General features: G+C 67.7%; 12 protein-coding genes. 6 read left to right on the top strand and 6 right to left on the bottom strand.

Translation table 11 applies throughout. From position 1 onward, the window contains the following. Positions 1-131: 131 nt before the first annotated feature. On the top strand, positions 132-1,970 hold the full coding sequence (locus O2K97_RS14175; protein WP_269219758.1) for an ABC-F family ATP-binding cassette domain-containing protein: 1,839 nt from the start codon (positions 132-134) through the stop codon (positions 1,968-1,970). Positions 1,971-2,011: 41 nt separating this feature from the next. Here the strand turns inward: O2K97_RS14175 and O2K97_RS14180 are convergent, their stop codons facing one another. Continuing rightward, positions 2,012-2,185: a hypothetical protein gene (locus O2K97_RS14180; protein WP_269219759.1), complete on the bottom strand. Its 174-nt coding sequence runs from the start codon at positions 2,183-2,185 to the stop codon at positions 2,012-2,014. Between the two features lie 92 nt (positions 2,186-2,277). Between O2K97_RS14180 and O2K97_RS14185 the strand changes: the two genes are divergently transcribed. Continuing rightward, positions 2,278-3,246: an alpha/beta hydrolase gene (locus O2K97_RS14185; protein ID WP_269219760.1), complete on the top strand. Its 969-nt coding sequence runs from the start codon at positions 2,278-2,280 to the stop codon at positions 3,244-3,246. A gap of 178 nt (positions 3,247-3,424) precedes the next feature. On the opposite strand, the gene O2K97_RS14190 is transcribed toward O2K97_RS14185, so the two are convergent. Further along, the gene (locus O2K97_RS14190; RefSeq protein WP_269219761.1) at positions 3,425-6,235 is read right to left on the bottom strand and encodes a PAS domain S-box protein; all 2,811 of its coding nucleotides are present in this window, start codon (positions 6,233-6,235) and stop codon (positions 3,425-3,427) included. A gap of 790 nt (positions 6,236-7,025) precedes the next feature. Here O2K97_RS14190 and O2K97_RS14195 point away from each other — a divergent pair. The 4 genes from O2K97_RS14195 to O2K97_RS14210 all read left to right on the top strand — a co-directional run bounded on the left by O2K97_RS14195 (position 7,026) and on the right by O2K97_RS14210 (position 11,450). Beyond that, positions 7,026-8,255: a TonB family protein gene (locus O2K97_RS14195; protein WP_269219762.1), complete on the top strand. Its 1,230-nt coding sequence runs from the start codon at positions 7,026-7,028 to the stop codon at positions 8,253-8,255. A 44-nt stretch (positions 8,256-8,299) separates the two neighbouring features. After that, on the top strand, positions 8,300-9,340 hold the full coding sequence (locus tag O2K97_RS14200) for an ABC transporter substrate-binding protein (RefSeq protein ID WP_269219763.1): 1,041 nt from the start codon (positions 8,300-8,302) through the stop codon (positions 9,338-9,340). A gap of 95 nt (positions 9,341-9,435) precedes the next feature. Continuing rightward, a complete protein-coding gene (locus O2K97_RS14205; RefSeq protein ID WP_269219764.1) occupies positions 9,436-10,338 on the top strand; it encodes a hypothetical protein in 903 nt (300 codons plus the stop codon). Next, positions 10,335-11,450: a DUF2336 domain-containing protein gene (locus O2K97_RS14210; protein WP_269219765.1), complete on the top strand. Its 1,116-nt coding sequence runs from the start codon at positions 10,335-10,337 to the stop codon at positions 11,448-11,450. Before O2K97_RS14205 ends, O2K97_RS14210 begins: the two co-directional genes overlap by 4 nt. Before the next feature lie 248 nt (positions 11,451-11,698). On the opposite strand, the gene O2K97_RS14215 is transcribed toward O2K97_RS14210, so the two are convergent. The 4 genes from O2K97_RS14215 to O2K97_RS14230 all read right to left on the bottom strand — a co-directional run bounded on the left by O2K97_RS14215 (position 11,699) and on the right by O2K97_RS14230 (position 16,589). After that, positions 11,699-12,133, bottom strand: a complete 435-nt coding sequence (locus O2K97_RS14215) for a MucR family transcriptional regulator (RefSeq protein ID WP_017505833.1) — start codon at positions 12,131-12,133, stop codon at positions 11,699-11,701. A 150-nt stretch (positions 12,134-12,283) separates the two neighbouring features. After that, positions 12,284-13,501 (bottom strand): DUF2336 domain-containing protein, encoded by a 1,218-nt coding sequence (locus tag O2K97_RS14220; RefSeq protein WP_269219766.1) that lies wholly within the window; start codon positions 13,499-13,501, stop codon positions 12,284-12,286. Between the two features lie 43 nt (positions 13,502-13,544). Next, positions 13,545-14,525, bottom strand: coding sequence for a cysteine synthase A (gene cysK, locus O2K97_RS14225; protein WP_017505835.1), 981 nt, complete (start codon positions 14,523-14,525; stop codon positions 13,545-13,547). A gap of 138 nt (positions 14,526-14,663) precedes the next feature. After that, on the bottom strand, positions 14,664-16,589 hold the full coding sequence (locus O2K97_RS14230) for a methyl-accepting chemotaxis protein (RefSeq protein WP_269219767.1): 1,926 nt from the start codon (positions 16,587-16,589) through the stop codon (positions 14,664-14,666). Positions 16,590-16,675 lie beyond the last annotated feature (86 nt).

Genomic DNA, 16,675 nt, shown 5'->3' on the forward strand with positions numbered 1-16,675 from the left:
GGGCGAACATCCCACAGACCTTTCAGGTGGAATATCTGCATCACAACCCTTAGATCACACCCGTTTCCGCCCCCTCCACCGCGCCGTGCGCGGTACCCCTCCCCCGCCCGCGGGGGAGGATCGAAAGTCACATGGCAGCCAGACCCCCTCTCGTCGCACTCAAGGACGTCCGTCTTCAGGACGGCCAGCGCCCCCTCTTCGACGGCGTCGACCTCGCGGTCGAACCGCGCAGCCGCGCCGCCCTGGTGGGGCGCAACGGCGCGGGCAAGTCCACCCTGATGAAGGTCGTCATGGGCCTGATCGAGCCCGACAGTGGCGACCGCTCCATCCAGTCCGCCGTCCGCTTCGCCTATGTGCCGCAAGAGCCGGTCATCACCGGCGAAACCCTGCTGGACTATGCGTCGTCGGGCGAGGCCGAGACCTGGACGGCCGAAAGCTGGCTGGAAACCTTCGGCCTGAACCCGGCGAAGTCCACCCAAGGCCTGTCTGGCGGCGAAACCCGCCGCGCGGCGCTCGCCAAGGCCTTCGCCGAAGAGCCCGACCTGCTGCTGCTGGACGAGCCGACCAACCACCTCGACATCCTGGCCATCGAACTGCTGGAGAACGAGTTGATCCAGGCCCGCTTCGCCCTGCTGGTCGTCAGCCACGATCGCGCCTTCCTGAACCGCGTCACCAACACCGTCCACTGGCTGGAAGGCCGTCGGGTCCGCACCCTGAACAAGGGCTTTGTCGAGTTCGACGAATGGTCCTCCAAGGTGCTGGAGGAAGAGGCCGAATCCCTGCGCCGCCTGACCAAGACCATCGAGCGCGAGACCGCCACCTTCTACTCCTCCATCACCGCTCGCCGCAGTCGCAACGAAGGCCGAGCCCGCTCGCTTCAGGCGCTGCGCGCCGAACGGGCCGAGAAGATGAAGGACGTGCCGCGCGAACTGTATCTCGGCGTCGATTCCGGCTCGACCTCGGGCAAGCTGGTCGCCGAGATCAAGCATGTCTCAAAGGGCTTCAACGGCCGCACCCTGTTCAAGGACCTGACCACCCGCATCATCCGCGGCGACCGTCTGGGCATCGTCGGTCCCAACGGCGCGGGCAAGACCACCCTGGTCAAGACCCTGCTGGGCGAACTGGCGCCCGACGAGGGCACGGTGCGCATGGGCGCGAACCTGGAGCCGGTCTATCTGGACCAGTCTCGCGAGGGGCTGAAGTCGGACATGACCCTGTGGGACGCCCTGACGCCGGGCGGCGGCGACAGCATTCTGGTGCGCGGCGTGTCCAAACACGTCGCCGCCTACGCCAAGGACTTCCTGTTCTCCGAGGCCCAGCTGCGCCAGCCGATCTCGACCCTGTCGGGCGGCGAGCGCAACCGCCTGCTGCTGGCCAGGGCGCTGGCCAAGCCGGCCAATCTGCTGATCCTGGACGAACCGACCAACGACCTGGACATGGACACGTTGGACAAGCTGGAAGAGCTGCTGGAGGGCTATGACGGCACCCTGATCCTGGTTTCCCACGACCGCGATTTCATCGACCGGCTGTCCACCTCGACCCTGGCCCTTAACGGGCGCGGCGACATCGTCGAGACCCCCGGCGGCTGGACCGACTTCATCCGCCAGAACCCCGGCTTTCTGAGTGGCGAGTCACGAGTGACGAGTGGCGAGAAGAAGAAGGCGGAACAAACGACTGGCGCGGACAAGGCTCTCGCCACTCGCCACTCGCCACTCGCCACTCAAAAGAAAACCGCCAAACTCTCCTTCAAGGACGCCCACCGCCTGAAGGAGCTGGAAGCCCTGATCGATGCGTTGCCCGCGACCATCGCCAAACACGATGCGACCCTGGCCGACCCCGGCCTCTACGCCCGCGACCCCAAGGCCTTCGACGCCGCCATGAAGGCCGCCGAAAAAGCCCGCACCGAGCTGGAATCCGCCGAACTGGAATGGCTGGAGCTGGAAGAGAAGAAGGCGGCCCTGGCGGGGTAGGGACCGAACGGCTGGTCACCCGGCGAGGACGGCTTGAGGGCCTAACCCTGACTGTCCGAATCCCCGGGCGGCGTCTTCGCCGCGCTCCGGTTCTGCATCACGCTGACGGCGATGCAGGCGACCAGGCCGAACGCAAACCACAGGCCGAACTTGCCCGTCAAAAGCCCGATCAGGCCAAAGATCAACAGGACGCCGAAGGGGGTGAGCCGTTTCATGGGGCGGACGATAACCGGCTTTGTCGTGGCTGACGAGGCTAGGCCAAAGGCCCCGATTTGAAACCAAACCCGCCGCTGCACACTCAAGCTTCATGACCCTGCGCAGCCACCTCGTCGAATTCGCCCCACCCCAGCAGGCGGCGGTGCGGCGGATCAACGCCGTCCTCGCCCGCGCGCCGCGTCTGCGCACAGACGGCTGGCGGATCGATGCGGGCCAGCGGCTGTCGCTGTGGCTGGACGCCGCCGCCGGACGGGTCACCACGCCGCGTCTCAAAAAGCGCGGCGTCACGGTCGAGATCGTCCAGACGGACGGCGATCACCCCGTTCCCTTACGCATCCTGCATCCGACGGGCACGCCGCGCGCCGTCATTCTGGACATCCACGGCGGCGGCTGGGTGCTGGGCAGCGCCGGGCTGAACGACCGGCTGAACGCCCATCTGGCGCACCACGGCTTCTGCGTCGTCTCGGTGGATTATCGCCTGCTGTCCGAACGGCGCCAGATCTATATCGACGCCGCCATCGACGACTGTCTGGCCGCCGCCTACTGGACGGTCACCAATGTCGATCGCCTGGGCGCCTCGACCCTGTTTCTGGCGGGCGAATCCGCCGGCGGACATTTGGCCGCCCTCACCGCCGTCGCCCTGCGCGACCAGGGGCTGATCGATCTGGTGAAGGGCTGCGTCTTCACCTACGGCGTCTTCGACCTGTCGGGCACCGAAAGCGTGCGCTCGGCCGGGCCGGAGACCCTGCTGTTCAACGGCCCGACGATGCAGGCCGATCTGGCGCGCCTGGCGCCGGATCGCGACGAGGCGGCCTTGCGCCAGCCCGACGTCTCGCCCCTGTATGCCGACCTGACCGGCCTGCCGCCCGCCCTGTTCCTCGCCGGCGAGCAGGACCCTCTGTTCGAAGACAGTCTGTTGATGGCCACGCGCTGGGGCGAGGCTTCGGACGCCGACCTGATCCGCGTGCCCGAGACCCCGCACGGCTTCCTGCATTTCGGCGGCCCGGCCGCGCGCGGCGCGCGCAAGGCGATCCGCACCTGGCTGAACGCCCGGCTTTAGATCAGCGAGTGGGCTTTTCGTCATTCCGGGCCGAGCGCAGCGAGGAACCCGGAACCCAGGGCCGCAGCCCCCAACGCCCGCCGATCCGACATCCAGAAACGCCTCCTGGCTTCCGGGTTCGTCCTTCGGACGCCCCGGAATGACGATCTGGGACGCGATCAACGCTTAACGATCCGACCTAATTCTCGATCAGTTCGCGGATCCGGCTGCCCAGCGCCTCCATGGCGAAGGGCTTGGTCATCACGTGCATGCCGGGGTCCAGGTGCCCGTTGCCGACCACCGCATTCTCGGCATAGCCGGTGATGAACAGCACCTTCAGGTCCGGCCGATCGATCCGCGCCGCATCCGCCATCTGACGCCCGTTCATCCCGCCCGGCAGACCCACATCGGTCACCAGCAGGTCGATCCGCGCCCCCGATTGCAGCAGCTTCAGCCCCGCCACGCCGTCAGACGCCTCGATGCACTGATAGCCCAGCTCATGCAGGATTTCGGCGACCAGCATCCGCACCGTCGGCTCGTCGTCCACGACCATGACCGTCTCGCCGGCCTGGGCGCGCGGGGCCTGTTCGACCTCGGGGATCAGGTCGGCGTCGTCCACCTCGCCGAAGTGGCGCGGCAGATACAGGCACACCATCGCCCCCTCGCCCGCCTCGGAATAGATCCGCACCTGCCCTCCCGACTGGCGCACGAAGCCATAGATCATCGACAGGCCCAGGCCCGTCCCCTCGCCCAGCGGCTTGGTGGTGAAGAAGGGCTCGAACGCGCGCGCCGCCACTTCGGGCGCCATGCCCGTGCCGGTGTCGCTGACGCAGATGGAGACATATTGGCCCGGCTCCAGATCCTGGGCCTTGGCCGTGCGCGCGTCGATCCAGCGATTGCCGGTTTCGATCGTCAGACGCCCCCCGCTCGGCATGGCGTCGCGTGCATTGATACACAGGTTCAGCACCGCGTTTTCCAGCTGGTGCGCGTCGATCAGCACGGGCCACAGGCCGGCGCCGGCGACCACCTCGACCTCGATGCCCGGCCCGGTCGTGCGCCGCACCAGATCCTCCATCCCGCGGATCAGGCGGTTGGGATCGGTCGGCTTGGGATCCAGGGTCTGACGCCGCGAGAAGGCCAGCAGCCGGTGCGTCAGGGCCGCCGCGCGTTTCGCCGCCCCCTGCGCCGCCACCGTGAACCGCTCCACCTCGGCATGACGCCCCTGCGCGATGCGGTTGGTGATCAGCTCCAGGCTGCCGCTGATGCCGGCCAACAGGTTGTTGAAGTCGTGGGCGATGCCGCCGGTCAGCTGGCCGACCGCCTCCATCTTCTGGCTCTGGCGCAGCGCCTCCTCGGCCTGCATCAGGGCGCTGGTGCGTTCGGCGACCTGTTCTTCCAGGGTCTCGTTGAACCGCGCCAGTTCGGCCGACTGGCGGCGCAGATCCTCGATGTCGGTGTTGGACCCGACCCAGCGGGTGATCCGACCCTCTTCGTCGTGGACGGGCTCGGCCCGCACCATGAAGGTGCGATAGACGCCGTCGTGGCGGCGTATGCGGAACTCGTTCTCATAGACTTGGCCGCTGGCCAGGGCCTGGACCCATCGCTCGGACGCCCAGTCCAGGTCGTCCGGATGAACGATCTTGCCCCACCCGGTCGTGCCGTCCAACGCGCCCTCTGCAAGGCCGGAGTAGGCATAGACCTGGGGGTTGAACCAATACAGCGACCCATCCGACCAGCTGGCCCATATCTGGATCGGCGTGGCCTGGGCGAAGACCCGGAACTGGGCCTCGCTGTCGCGCAGGGCCGCCTCGCTTCGGGCGCGCTCGGTCGCCGTGCGAACCCGTTCGGCCACCTCGCGCATCAGGCGCAGGTCGCTGTCGGTATAGTGACGCGCCGTCGCATGGTTGACGAAGACCATCGCCACCACCCGCCCCTGTTCCATCAGCGGCATGTTGACGAACGACTCGGCGCTGATGGCCTTCAAAGCCTCGGCCGTATCAGCCGTGCGCGGATCGCGGGCGACGTCGTCGATCGCCACCGTCTCGCCGCGCTTGATGTCCTCGATATAGGACCCGTAGTCGCGGAACGACAGGACGCCGGCGATGCTGTTCACCCCCGGCTGGTTGAAGTCGCGCGCGATGGTGATGGTCTCGGCGCCGGTGTCCACGGTGCCGTATCCGGCCCGGCTGACGCCCATGGTGCGGGCCAGAACCTGGGCGGAGGCCTGGGCGATATCGCCGGCGTCGGTCAGGTCGCGGATCGCGTCGTTCAGCTCCAGCAGCGCGTTCTGGCGCGTCTCGCTCTGTTTGCGCTCGGTGATGTTGTTGAACAGGATGGCGACCTGCCAGGCGCCCGGCTGGCCGATCCGCAGCGCCTGCACATCATACCAGCGACCGAAGATGTCGGCCGGGTTCTCGAAGCGGACCGGCTCGCCCGTGCGCGCCACCCCGCCGTACAGGTCGAACCAATGCTGTTCCAACCCCGGCGCGATCTCGCTGACCCATTTGCCGTAAGGGTCGACCAGGCCGGTCATCTCCTCGAAGGCCTTGTTGCCCTCGACGATCTTGTAATCGACCGCCCGATCCGCCGCGTCGAACTTCATCTCGATGACGCAGAAGCCCGTCGCCATCGCCTCGAACACGGCGCCGTATCGCGCTTCGCTCAGCGCCAGCGCCTGGTCCGCGCGGTGGCGATCCGAGACGTCCATCCCTTGCACGAAGATGCCCCAGACCTGACCCTGGGCATCCTTCAGCGGCTGGTAGACGAAGTCGAGGTAACGCTCCACCACCTCGCCGCCCGGTTCGGCCTGAACGGCATAGCGCGCGCTTTCGGCCTGGTGCGGTTCGCCGGTGCGGTAAACCTGGTCCAGCAGATCCAGATACCCTTGCGCCACCGCATCGGGCAGCACCTCGGCCACCGTGCGCCCGACCACCTCGCGGTGGCCGATCACCTTCTGGTAGTTGGGATTGGTCAGCTCGAACCGGTGTTCCGGCCCGGTCAGCAGCGCCATGAACCCCGGCGCATGCGCGAACATCTGCGCAAATTGGCTGCGATTGATGCCGATAGACAAGGCGTGGTCAGACCCGCTGATAGACACTCAATTCCCCCGAGGACCGTCGTCCGCTGCGCCTAGAACCCGAAGCGCCCCCGCTGGGTTGCACGCAATGTGTCCGACACCGAACATAGGCGTCTATCGCCGGGTTTCTGTGGACAAGGCAAGTCGCTGATCCGCAATCGCGAATTTGATCCGTCCACCGATGTTCACAGGCTTGTCCACCGCCGCCGGGCCAATGACGAACATCGGGGCGAGTTCGGGCGCTTGCCTCATAGCCGGTTTCGTCCGAACGTCAACAGGCCAAGGGACACGGGGCAGCGGAAATCCAGGGAGACCTGGACCTCCAGCGAACCGGCCCGGCTCTCCGACCCGGCGCTTCGGGCGATCTTCGGATCGTAACGTGCGACAGGCGGGATCCAGGCTCCAGTCCTCGACGGTCTTCGGATCGACGACAGACAGGAGAACCGGATCGGGATCGACGGACGACGCAGCGCAATCTGCGGAACGCCGAAGACCAGGAGCGCGACAGGATAAAGCCGACCGCCCTTTCGGGTTCGCCCGAAACGACGCTGAAGCCAAGGTCCAGACCCGAACGGCCAAGTCCAACCCGGACTTGGCGAGGGGACGAAGCTGACGGGTCCGCCCGCACGCTTCGTCCCCTCGCTCAATTCGGCGCTAACTTCACGAAATCACGCTAGACAGCCGCCGCGCCAGATGCACCCATGGAGTGCAGACGGAGGCACCCATGCGCGCGATCCTGTTCGGCCTCGGCCTGACCCTGACAACGACATCGGCCTTGGCCAACACGACCGATCAGGCGACGCGACCTCTTGAGACGCCTCCGGTTCGCGTCGATAGCGTCAGGCGAGGTGAACGGACGATCGAGCCGACCCTTCTTCAGATTCCCACAACCGAAGTCACGTGTGATGGTGCGACGCTCCGACCAGCGTATGCCGATGATCTCCGGATCGAATCCACACGCCACTATTCCAACGGGTCCGTCCTGCAGAAGCCCGAGGTGGTCCTGAACTTCGCCGTCGATGAGACGGGGCGCACCCGCGACATCCGTCCCGCATCGTTGGCCGATCCAATCGATGAAATCGTCATTCCGGCGAGAATTCCCTCCGATCAGGAACAGGCCGCCCTTGCCGCCTGGCGCTTCGCAGGCGGGCCTCTCAGTAATTGCCGCCTGACAATCCGCTACATCGCCAAGCCCGTGGCCGAAGCGAGTAAGAACGACCTGCTGCGATACTTCGCCGTCACCCGTACGCGTGGTCCGCTCCGCGACGCCGTCGCCGCGCGCCTGGCTGGCCCAGACGCCAACTGCGGCGGGGATCGTCGCGGCGGCCGCTCGCCGCGCACCGTCAGCCACCCCGACGACAGGGTCGGCCAACGGCCACCGCCTGGTGGTCGGTCCTGGACCGTCCTGCGTTGGGACGTAGACGCTGAGGGCCGGGCTGTGGACGTGGAAACCCTGGGCTCGTCCGGCGACGCCGCCTTCGACGCAGAGACACGTCGCGCCCTCTCGAACACCGTCGTCCAAGGCGGCGTGCCGCTGAAAGGTTGCGTCTTCAACTTCCACCGGGGCGGCGACCGCCTGCCTGCGCCGGCCCTGCCCGAGCGTGAGGACGACCCGCTGCAAAACTGTCCGGCCGAAGTCCGCTCGCGGTTGCAGGCGCGCGGCGCCCCGGATTCCTTCCCTATCGCCTTTCGCGAGCGCGGGATCGAGGGCTGGGCCCTGGTGCGGTTCGATCTCGCGACCTGGGGCCAGGTCGGCAATGTCCAGATCATCGACGCCCAACCCGCCGCCGCCTTTGGCGACAGCGGCCGTCGCACGGTCCAATCGGGCCGCGCCGAACCGTCCAACACTTTCGGCGTCCGCTGCGTCGTGCCCGTCCGCTACGTCCTGCCCACCAATCCGGTCAGCGGAGAGCCGGTCCGAGGCGACAGGTCGGACGACAACGCGGCCGACTGACGCCCCGCCTTCCCAAGGCCCCTATCGCCCCGTAAGTCAGGGGCATGAGCTTGTTGGGGAATCGCCTGCTGACCCGTCGCCGTGCGCTGATCGCGGGCGGGGCGGCTGTGGCGGCGGGAGCGATCGGGCTTCGGGCCTGCGGACGGGCCGAGGCGCCGGTGGACGAACAGGGCCGCGTGCGCCTGCGTTTCGCCACCGACTGGCGCGCCCAGGCCGAACAGGGCGGCTTCTATCAGGCGCTCGCCAGCGGGGCCTATGAGAAGCGCGGGCTGAACGTCCAGATCGTCCAGGGCGGGCCGGGCGTGAACGTGCCGCACCTGCTGGCCACCGGCGCGGTCGAACTGGGCATGGGCTCCAACAGCTTCATCCCCCTGAATCTGGTCGCGTCCGGCGCGCCGGTGAAGGCGGTCGCCGCCTTCTTCCAGAAGGACCCGCAGGTCCTGATGGCCCATCCCGACGCGGCGCTGGAAACCATCGCCGATCTGGCCGGCCGACCCTTCCTGTTGTCCGAGGCCGGGATCAGCACCTTCTGGGTGTGGCTGAAGGCCAAATACGGCTTCACCGACGAACAACTGCGCCCCTTCGCCTACGACCCCGCCGCCTTCATCGCCAATGCGCGGGCGGTGCAGCAGGGCTATCTGACCAGCGATCCCTACGCCATCGAACAGGCGGCCGATTTCGACCCGCGCGTCTTTCTGCTGGCCGACGAGGGCTATCCCTCCTACGCCGCCATGGTCCTGGCGCCCAACGCCTTCGCCCGGGACAATGCGGCGGCGCTGCGCAGCTTCATCGCCGCATCGGCCGAGGGCTGGCGCGACTACATCCGGGGCGACGCCTCGGCCGCCGACGCCTTGATCCGCAAGGACAACCCGGACATGACGCAAGGCCTGCTGGACCAGGCCCGCGAGCGCCTACGCGACTACGCCATCGTCGATGGCGGCGACGCGGCGCTTTACGGCCTGGGCGCCCTGACCGAGGACCGCTGGCAGGCCTTCTTCGACGTGACCTCGAAAGCGGGGGTTTACGAAGCCGGTCTGAACTGGCGCGACGCCTTCACCGACAACTATCTGCCCGGTCGCGGCTGACACGCAGTCGTTGTCGAATCCCGGCTTCACATTAGCGCGGGATTAAGGGGTCGATCCGTAGTGTGTGCGCTGGAATTCCTCTCCGAAGAGCCGCCATGCGCCGCGCCCTCGCAGTTTCGATCGTCCTGACCGCCGCCAATCTGGCGGCTGGCGCCGCCGTGGCCCAGCAGGCGCCGACCAACGCCTCAGGCCTGCGCTACCTGTCGTGGCCCGGCAAGCCTCCGGTCGCCGCCCTTGCGACGCCGACGCCCGCCGTCATCCAGGCCGAGACGCCCGCCCCGACCGTGACCGCCGCCAATCGCACCCTGCCCGGCGCCATGCCCCTGGCCCGCCTGTCGCCCGTCCCCTCGGTCACCCCCTCGATCGCCACGCCGCGCAGCAACGGCCTGACGCCCGCCAGCGCCTGGATGCCCCAGCGCGCGCCGACGCAGGCCGAGCCTGCGCATAGTGTGCCCGTAGGGGCCGCACCCGTAGAAACCGCCCCGGCGACGGCGACGCGCGTCGCGCCCTCGCCCTATGTTCCGGAGCCGCAAACCTCCGCGCCTCAGCCTCAGCCTGAACCTAAGATGCAGGCCGAGCCTGCGCCCGTCCCGCAGCAGGCCGCGCAGGCCGAGCCGCAGCCCGCGCCTCAGCCGGCTCAGGCGGCGGTCGCCGATCCGATGGCCCCACGCCGCGACGCCCCCATCTATCGCCTGCAGCGGCCCCAGGCCGGCGCGCCGCTGGACGCCGCCGCCGTCGCCGCCAGCGGCCAGGCCGCCCAGACGCCCACAGCCGGCGACAACAGCGCCCGCTACTATTCGGTCCACCGCCAGGCCGGCCGTCACCCCGACGCCATTCCCGCGCCGCAACAGACCTATCTCGATGCCATGCCCGTCCAGATGGCCCAGACGCCGCAATCCAGCGACCTGGCCCAGCCGGACGGTCCGCCCGCCCTGATCCGCAACGCCAACGGCACCCTGCGCGCCGTGCCCCAGACTGAAGCCGACAACCTGCCATGAGCGATCGCGCCGTGATCGAACCCGCCGAGATCAAGGGCTCGCGCCTGCCGGAGCTCATTGGGCTGGCCAGCGAGGAGTCCAGCGAAAAGCGCCGCCTGCTTCTGCGCGAACTGACCGAGCATTTCTTCGGCGTGCCCGCCCCCAACGCCAATGAGAACGTGCTTTACGGCGCCGTGCTGGCCAAACTGTCCGACGAGATGGAGGTCGCGGTTCGCGCCGAGCTGGCCACGCGGTTCGCCCACGCCCCCAATGCGCCCCACAGCCTGATCCGACGCTTCGCCGACGACGAGATCGAAGTCGCTGAAGAGGTGCTGCGCGCCTCCACCGTCCTGACCGACGACGACCTGATCCAGATCGTGCGCAAGCGCAGCCAGGGCCATCTGCGCGCCGTCTCGGGTCGCGCGACCGTGTCGGAGGCCGTGTCGGACGTCATCGTCGAACACGGCGACGACCACACGCTGGACACCCTGCTGCGAAACGACGGCGCCCGGTTGTCGCGCGCGGCGTCCGAAACCGCCGTCGAACGCGCCAAGGCCAATCCGGCCCTGCACGCCGCTACGGTCGAGCGCCAGAGCCTGCCCGCCGACCTGCTGAACGAGATGTATTTCGTCGTCGAGGCCCGCCTGCGTCACCAGATTCTGGAACAGAACGCCCGTATGGACCCGGCCCTGCTCGAGGCGGCGCTGACCGCCGGCCGCACCCGCGTCGCCACCCACGACGGCTCCCTGCCCGCCGACTACGTCGAGAATCTGGCCTATATCGACGAGCTTCAGGCGGCCGGGCAGCTGACGCCCCAGACCCTGATCCGTTTCCTGCGCTCCAACGCCAAGACCCAGTTCCTGATCGCCCTGTCGAAACTGGCCGAAATCGACTTCCACACCGCGCGCGGCATCGTCGAGCGCAAGGATCTGGACGCCCTGTCGGTGGTCTGCAAGGCGGCCGACATGGATCGGGCCGTCTATCTGACCTACGCCGTGGCCATTCTGGGGTCGGAAGACAATCCAATGGGCAAGGCCGCAGCCTACGGCCGCCTGTACGGCGAACTGACCCGCGACGCGGCGCTGCGCACCCTGCGCTTCTGGCGCATGCGCCGGACCGCCCAGGCGGCGTAACGCCTCACTGACCTCTCCCTCCCCCTGCGGGGGAGGGTGGCTGAGGCGCAGCCGAAGCCGGGTGGGGACGGCAAGCGACGTCCCACCATCCTTCTTGTTTCAAGAAAGTGAGTCCCTGCCGGGCCGGCCCCACCCGGTCGCTACGCGACCACCCTCCCCCGCCGGGGAGGGAGAATGCTCGTGCCGCCAAAACGAAAACGCCCGCCTCCTGTCGGAAGCGGGCGTCTCCAGACCGAAACTGATCCGGTTTACTTCTTCGCGCGGGTTCCGGCGGCGCGGGCGGGCTTGCGGCCGCCCTGGCCCAGGCCCATCGACTTGGCCAGTTCCGACCGCGCCTTGGCGTAGTTCGGGGCGACCATCGGATAGTCTTTCGGCAGACCCCATTTGGTGCGGTATTCTTCGGGGCTCATGTCGTATTTGGTGCGCAGGTGACGCTTCAACGACTTGAACTTGCGGCCGTCTTCCAGGCAGATCAGAAAATCGGGGGCGATCGACTTGCGGATCGGCACGGCCGGTTCCTTGGGTTCAGGTTCGGCCTCGACCGGACCATTCGACACACCCGACAGGGCGGCGTGAATATTGGCGATAAGCGCAGGCAAGGCCTCTGCCGAGACCGAGTTGTTGCCGACATAGGCCGACACGATGTCTGCGGTCATCTCCAGCAGTTCGGGCTTATCTTCCATTATCGGCTTCGCTTTCCTGATCTATTGAGTTCGGCTGATTCTCCAACCGAACGATGCGTATAGCGTCATAGTGTTATTTCAACCAGGAAGCAAACACGCGCCAAGGCGGTGCGCTATGCACGTCTATGCAGTTGAAGTTAATGGTAAGAGCTAGCGACCGAAGTCTTCGGCTAACACCATCATCGCCGCGCGTTCAGGCGCCGAATATTCATCGATGGCGTCATCCTCGCCGTCGCGAATGGCGCGCAACAGCGTCGGCGTCAGGGCTGAAGATAGGGACCAGTTCCAGTAACGCAGCACCGTCTGGGCGCGATCGACGGCCAACATTTCATAGGTGATCTGGACCCGCTCCCAATCGGGATGGATATGGCCGTCCGCCGTCGTCTCGGGCCGCCGCATCGAGCGCCACAGATTGGTCAGATCGACGCGCGACATCCCCGTCGCCTTGCACAGGATGGCCAGCGGCTCGCCGCCGGGATCGCCCAGAAGCTTGGCCCCCGTCAGCGGCTTGATCCCGGCCAGGAAGGCGATCTCGGACGCCGTCTCGCGCGTCAGGCCGTCGCGCGCGGCGACCATGACCGCGTGTTCCAGATTGTCGAACGGGCTTTTTTCGACGGCTGCGCGGTTCCTCTGGCGACGCTCGATGAACTGCAACGCCTTGCGAGCGACCGGGTCGGACCAGCCTTCCTGATTGGCCATGGGAAAGACGTCCTCCGACGCCTCCTGCATGACTTCGCGCGACACGGCGAACCGTTGGAGAATTGTGCGGCGATCCTCGGGCGCGCACCACCAGAACATCACATAGGCGCCCGACGGCCTCAGCTCCGGCCGTTTCAGCAAGGGTGCGCACAGGCCCGGCGATTGGCGGCTCAGGCCCACGACCGTCTCGACGCCCAACTGGGATAGGCGCGCGGTCGGATTGCGCAGCACCGCCTCGATCACCCCCATCTCGCCGAAGGAGAACAGGGTTTCGGTCACGATCTCCGACAGACCGCGTCGCGCCGCGATCAGCAGCCGGTGCTCGAAACTGGCGTCGCGCGCGCAGCCGACGATGTCCGCATCGCTCAGCGAGGCGCATTGTTCGATCAGCAGGCCGGCGATGTCCGGATCGTCACGCAACAGGATGCGCGCCACGCTGTTGGGCAGTTCAGCCAGCGGCGCCAGACGCGAGGCCACGCGCTTGCGCTCGTCGTGCGAGGCCAGCCGCAGCATCTCGACCAGCAGGTCGCCCGTCACCGCCCGCTCGAAGGCGTTGATCCGGCTGGCGGGCAGCGAAACCACATCGGCCAGACGCTTCAGCAGCGCCCGGCGCGCACGCAGCGGCGGCGGCGTCGCCTCGTCCTCGATCATGCCTGCGGGATCGCCCATCCCCCCACCCTAGACGCGAGCGGTTAATCGGGCGTGAGCCGGATCAAAGCCCTTCGAAAAGCGCCGTCGACAGATAGCGTTCGGCGAAGGACGGGATGATCACCACGATCGTCTTGCCCGCATTCTCCTCGCGCGCGGCGATGCGGAAGGCGGCGGTCAGCGCCGCGCCCGAGCTGATGCCGACCGGGATGCCCTCGACCCGCGCAGCCTTTCTGGCCATGTCGAAGCTGTCGTCGTTCGACACCTGCTCGACCCCATCGACCACCGACGGATCATAGATGGCGGGCACGAAGCCGGCGCCGATGCCCTGGATCTTGTGCGGGCCGGGCGCGCCGCCCGACAGCACCGGAGAGGCCTCGGGCTCGACGGCGATGAACTGCACCGACGCCTTCTTCGCCTTGAGCGCCTGGCCGACGCCCGAGATGGTGCCGCCGGTGCCGACGCCGGCGACAACGATGTCCACCGCCCCGGCCGTGTCGTTCCAGATTTCCTCGGCCGTCGTGACGCGGTGAATGGCGGGATTGGCCAGGTTCTCGAACTGCGACGGGCTGATGGAGTTCGGCGTGGTCTCCAGCAGTTCCTGCGCCCGCGCGATCGCGCCCTTCATCCCCTTTTCGGCCGGCGTCAGCTCCAGCCGCGCGCCCAGCAGCGCCAGCATCTTGCGCCGCTCGATCGACATGCTTTCAGGCATGCACAGCGTCAGCTTCAGCCCCTTGGCCGCCGCCACGAAGGCCAGGGCGATCCCGGTGTTGCCGCTGGTCGGCTCGATCAGCACCGTGTCCTGATCGATCTTGCCCGCCTCCTGCAGCGCCTCGACCATGGCCACGCCGATCCGGTCCTTGACCGAGGCGATCGGGTTGAAGAACTCCAGCTTGGCCAGAACCGTCGCCTTCGTATCGTATTCCGCCGACAGACGCGGCAGACGCACGATGGGGGTGTCGCCGATAGTGTCGACGATCGAGTCATAGACCTTGCCCCGGCCCTTCTTCAGGTGGCGGGACGCGTCATAGCTGAAGTCGGTCATGGAAAAGGTCTCCGGTCAAATCTCGGCGCCTAAAAGATAGACCGCGATCTCGATCCGCAAGGGCGCCGACGAGATCATTTCTGCAAGGTCGGATGAGTTCCGGCGCCGCAGGCCTGCCGGAACCCAAGACACACTGATTTAGAACTCTTCCCAGCCCTCGGCGTCGGAGATCGGCGCGGGGGCGGCGCCGCCGCGCCCAAGCGTCTTCATGGCGGTGACCGTGCGCGGCGCTGGCGATGGGGCGGGCCGTGCGGGCGCCGGGCGCTGCTGGCGCTGAGACGTCTGCCCCACCTTGAAGCGCGCGACGGCGGCGTTAAGCCCCCCGGCCTCCTGCGACAGGGAATGGCTGGCCGCGGTGGATTGCTCGACCATGGCCGCATTCTGCTGGGTCATCTGGTCCATCTGGTTGACGGCCGTATTGACCTGCTGGAGCCCGGTCGCCTGTTCGGCGGCCGATTCGGAAATGTCGGTCACCAGGGTCTCGATCTGCGCCACATGGGCGGTGATCCGCTCCAGGCTAGCGCCCGTTTCCCCGACCAAACGCACGCCAGATTCCACCTGTCCGGCGGATTGGGTGATCAGGGACTTGATCTCCTTGGCGGCCTGGGCCGAGCGTTCGGCCAGCGCCCGGACCTCGGAGGCGACGACGGCGAAGCCCCGGCCGCTTTCGCCGGCCCGCGCCGCCTCGACCCCGGCGTTCAGAGCCAGAAGATTGGTCTGGAAGGCGATCTCGTCGATCACGCCGATGATCTGGCCGATCTCGTTGGACGAGCGTTCGATCTCGCCCATGGCCGTAATGGCGTCGCGGACCACCGCGCCGCTCTTGTCGGCGTCGCCGCGGGCCGCCTGGACCGCGCCTGCGGCCTGAACGGCGCCCGAGGCGGTGGCCCGCACGGTGGCGGTGATCTGGTCCAGGGCGGCGGCGGTTTCTTCCAGGCTGGCGGCCTGTTGCTCGGTCCGACGCGACAGGTCGTCGGCGGCCTGGGCGATCTCTCCGGCGCCGGCGTTGATGGCCCCGGCGTTTGCGGCGATCGAGCCGATGGCCTGCTGCAGCCCGTCCAGCGCCGCGTTGAAGTTGGCGCGCAGCTGCTCATAGGCGCTGGGGAACGGATCCTGGATGCGATAGGTCAGATCGGCGCCGGCCAAAGCTTCCAGCCCCTGGCTCAGGCCGGTCACGACCGTGGCCTGCTCGCGCGCGGCGGCCTGACGCGCCTGATCGCCGGCAGCGCGGTCTTCATCTTCCCTCAAACGTCGCTGTTCCGCCTGGGCCGCCTCGGCCTGGGCGCGGCTGACGATCAGGGCCTGAATATCGACCACGGCGCAGGCGATGTCGCCGATCTCGTCCTTGCGGCGCGCCTCGCCCAGATGGACCTCGGTCTTGCCCTCGGCCATGGCGCGAAGGCCGCCGGTCAGCCGTCGGATGGGCGCCACCAGGCCGCGCACGCCGCCCAGAATCAGGCCGATGCTGATGAGCAGGCTCAGGATCACCGCGCCAATCATGATCAGCCGCCCTTCGACCGCCGTCGCTTCGGCCGCGTCATGGTTCTTCAGCGCCGCCGCCTCGATCTTGTCGGCCGCGTCCCCCATGGCGGTCTCCAGGGTCGAGAACTGCGTCAGGAATTCCGGCATCATTCGCTGCGCCTGCGCCGGGTCCCGCCCGGCGGCATCCACGACCTCGCCGGCCGCGTCGACATAGGTCTTCAGCGGCGCATCAACCGATTCCAGCGCCGCCTTGATGGCCGGGTCCGTCGCCAAGGCCGTGTTTTCGGCGATCGCCTTTTCGAACGTGGCGCGATGTTCGCTCAGGCCGGCTCGGACGTCATCCAGGGCGACGCCGTTCTTCGGATCGGCGGACAGCAGGGCGGCGAAGACATCGGCGCGCAGGGCGTCGTGCATCATGTCGGCCTGCATGTGGTTGCGAAGAACCTCGCCGGACACCGCCGCGCGGTCCAGGGCCTCGCCCAGCCGGGTGTTCACCATCAGTCCGACACTGGCTGTGCCGACGGAGAGCAGCAGCACACCGATCCCGGTCGCCGTGACCTTCTTGCCGATAGTCCAGATCATGGCCGCGCTCCCGATGACGATGCGGATAGCAGCGATAGACGAACCAGGGTTAACGCTTCGCTTCCGCCGCGTCAGGGCAGGCGACG

It is taken from the genome of Brevundimonas vesicularis, from assembly GCF_027105095.1.
GTDB lineage: Bacteria > Pseudomonadota > Alphaproteobacteria > Caulobacterales > Caulobacteraceae > Brevundimonas > Brevundimonas vesicularis_E.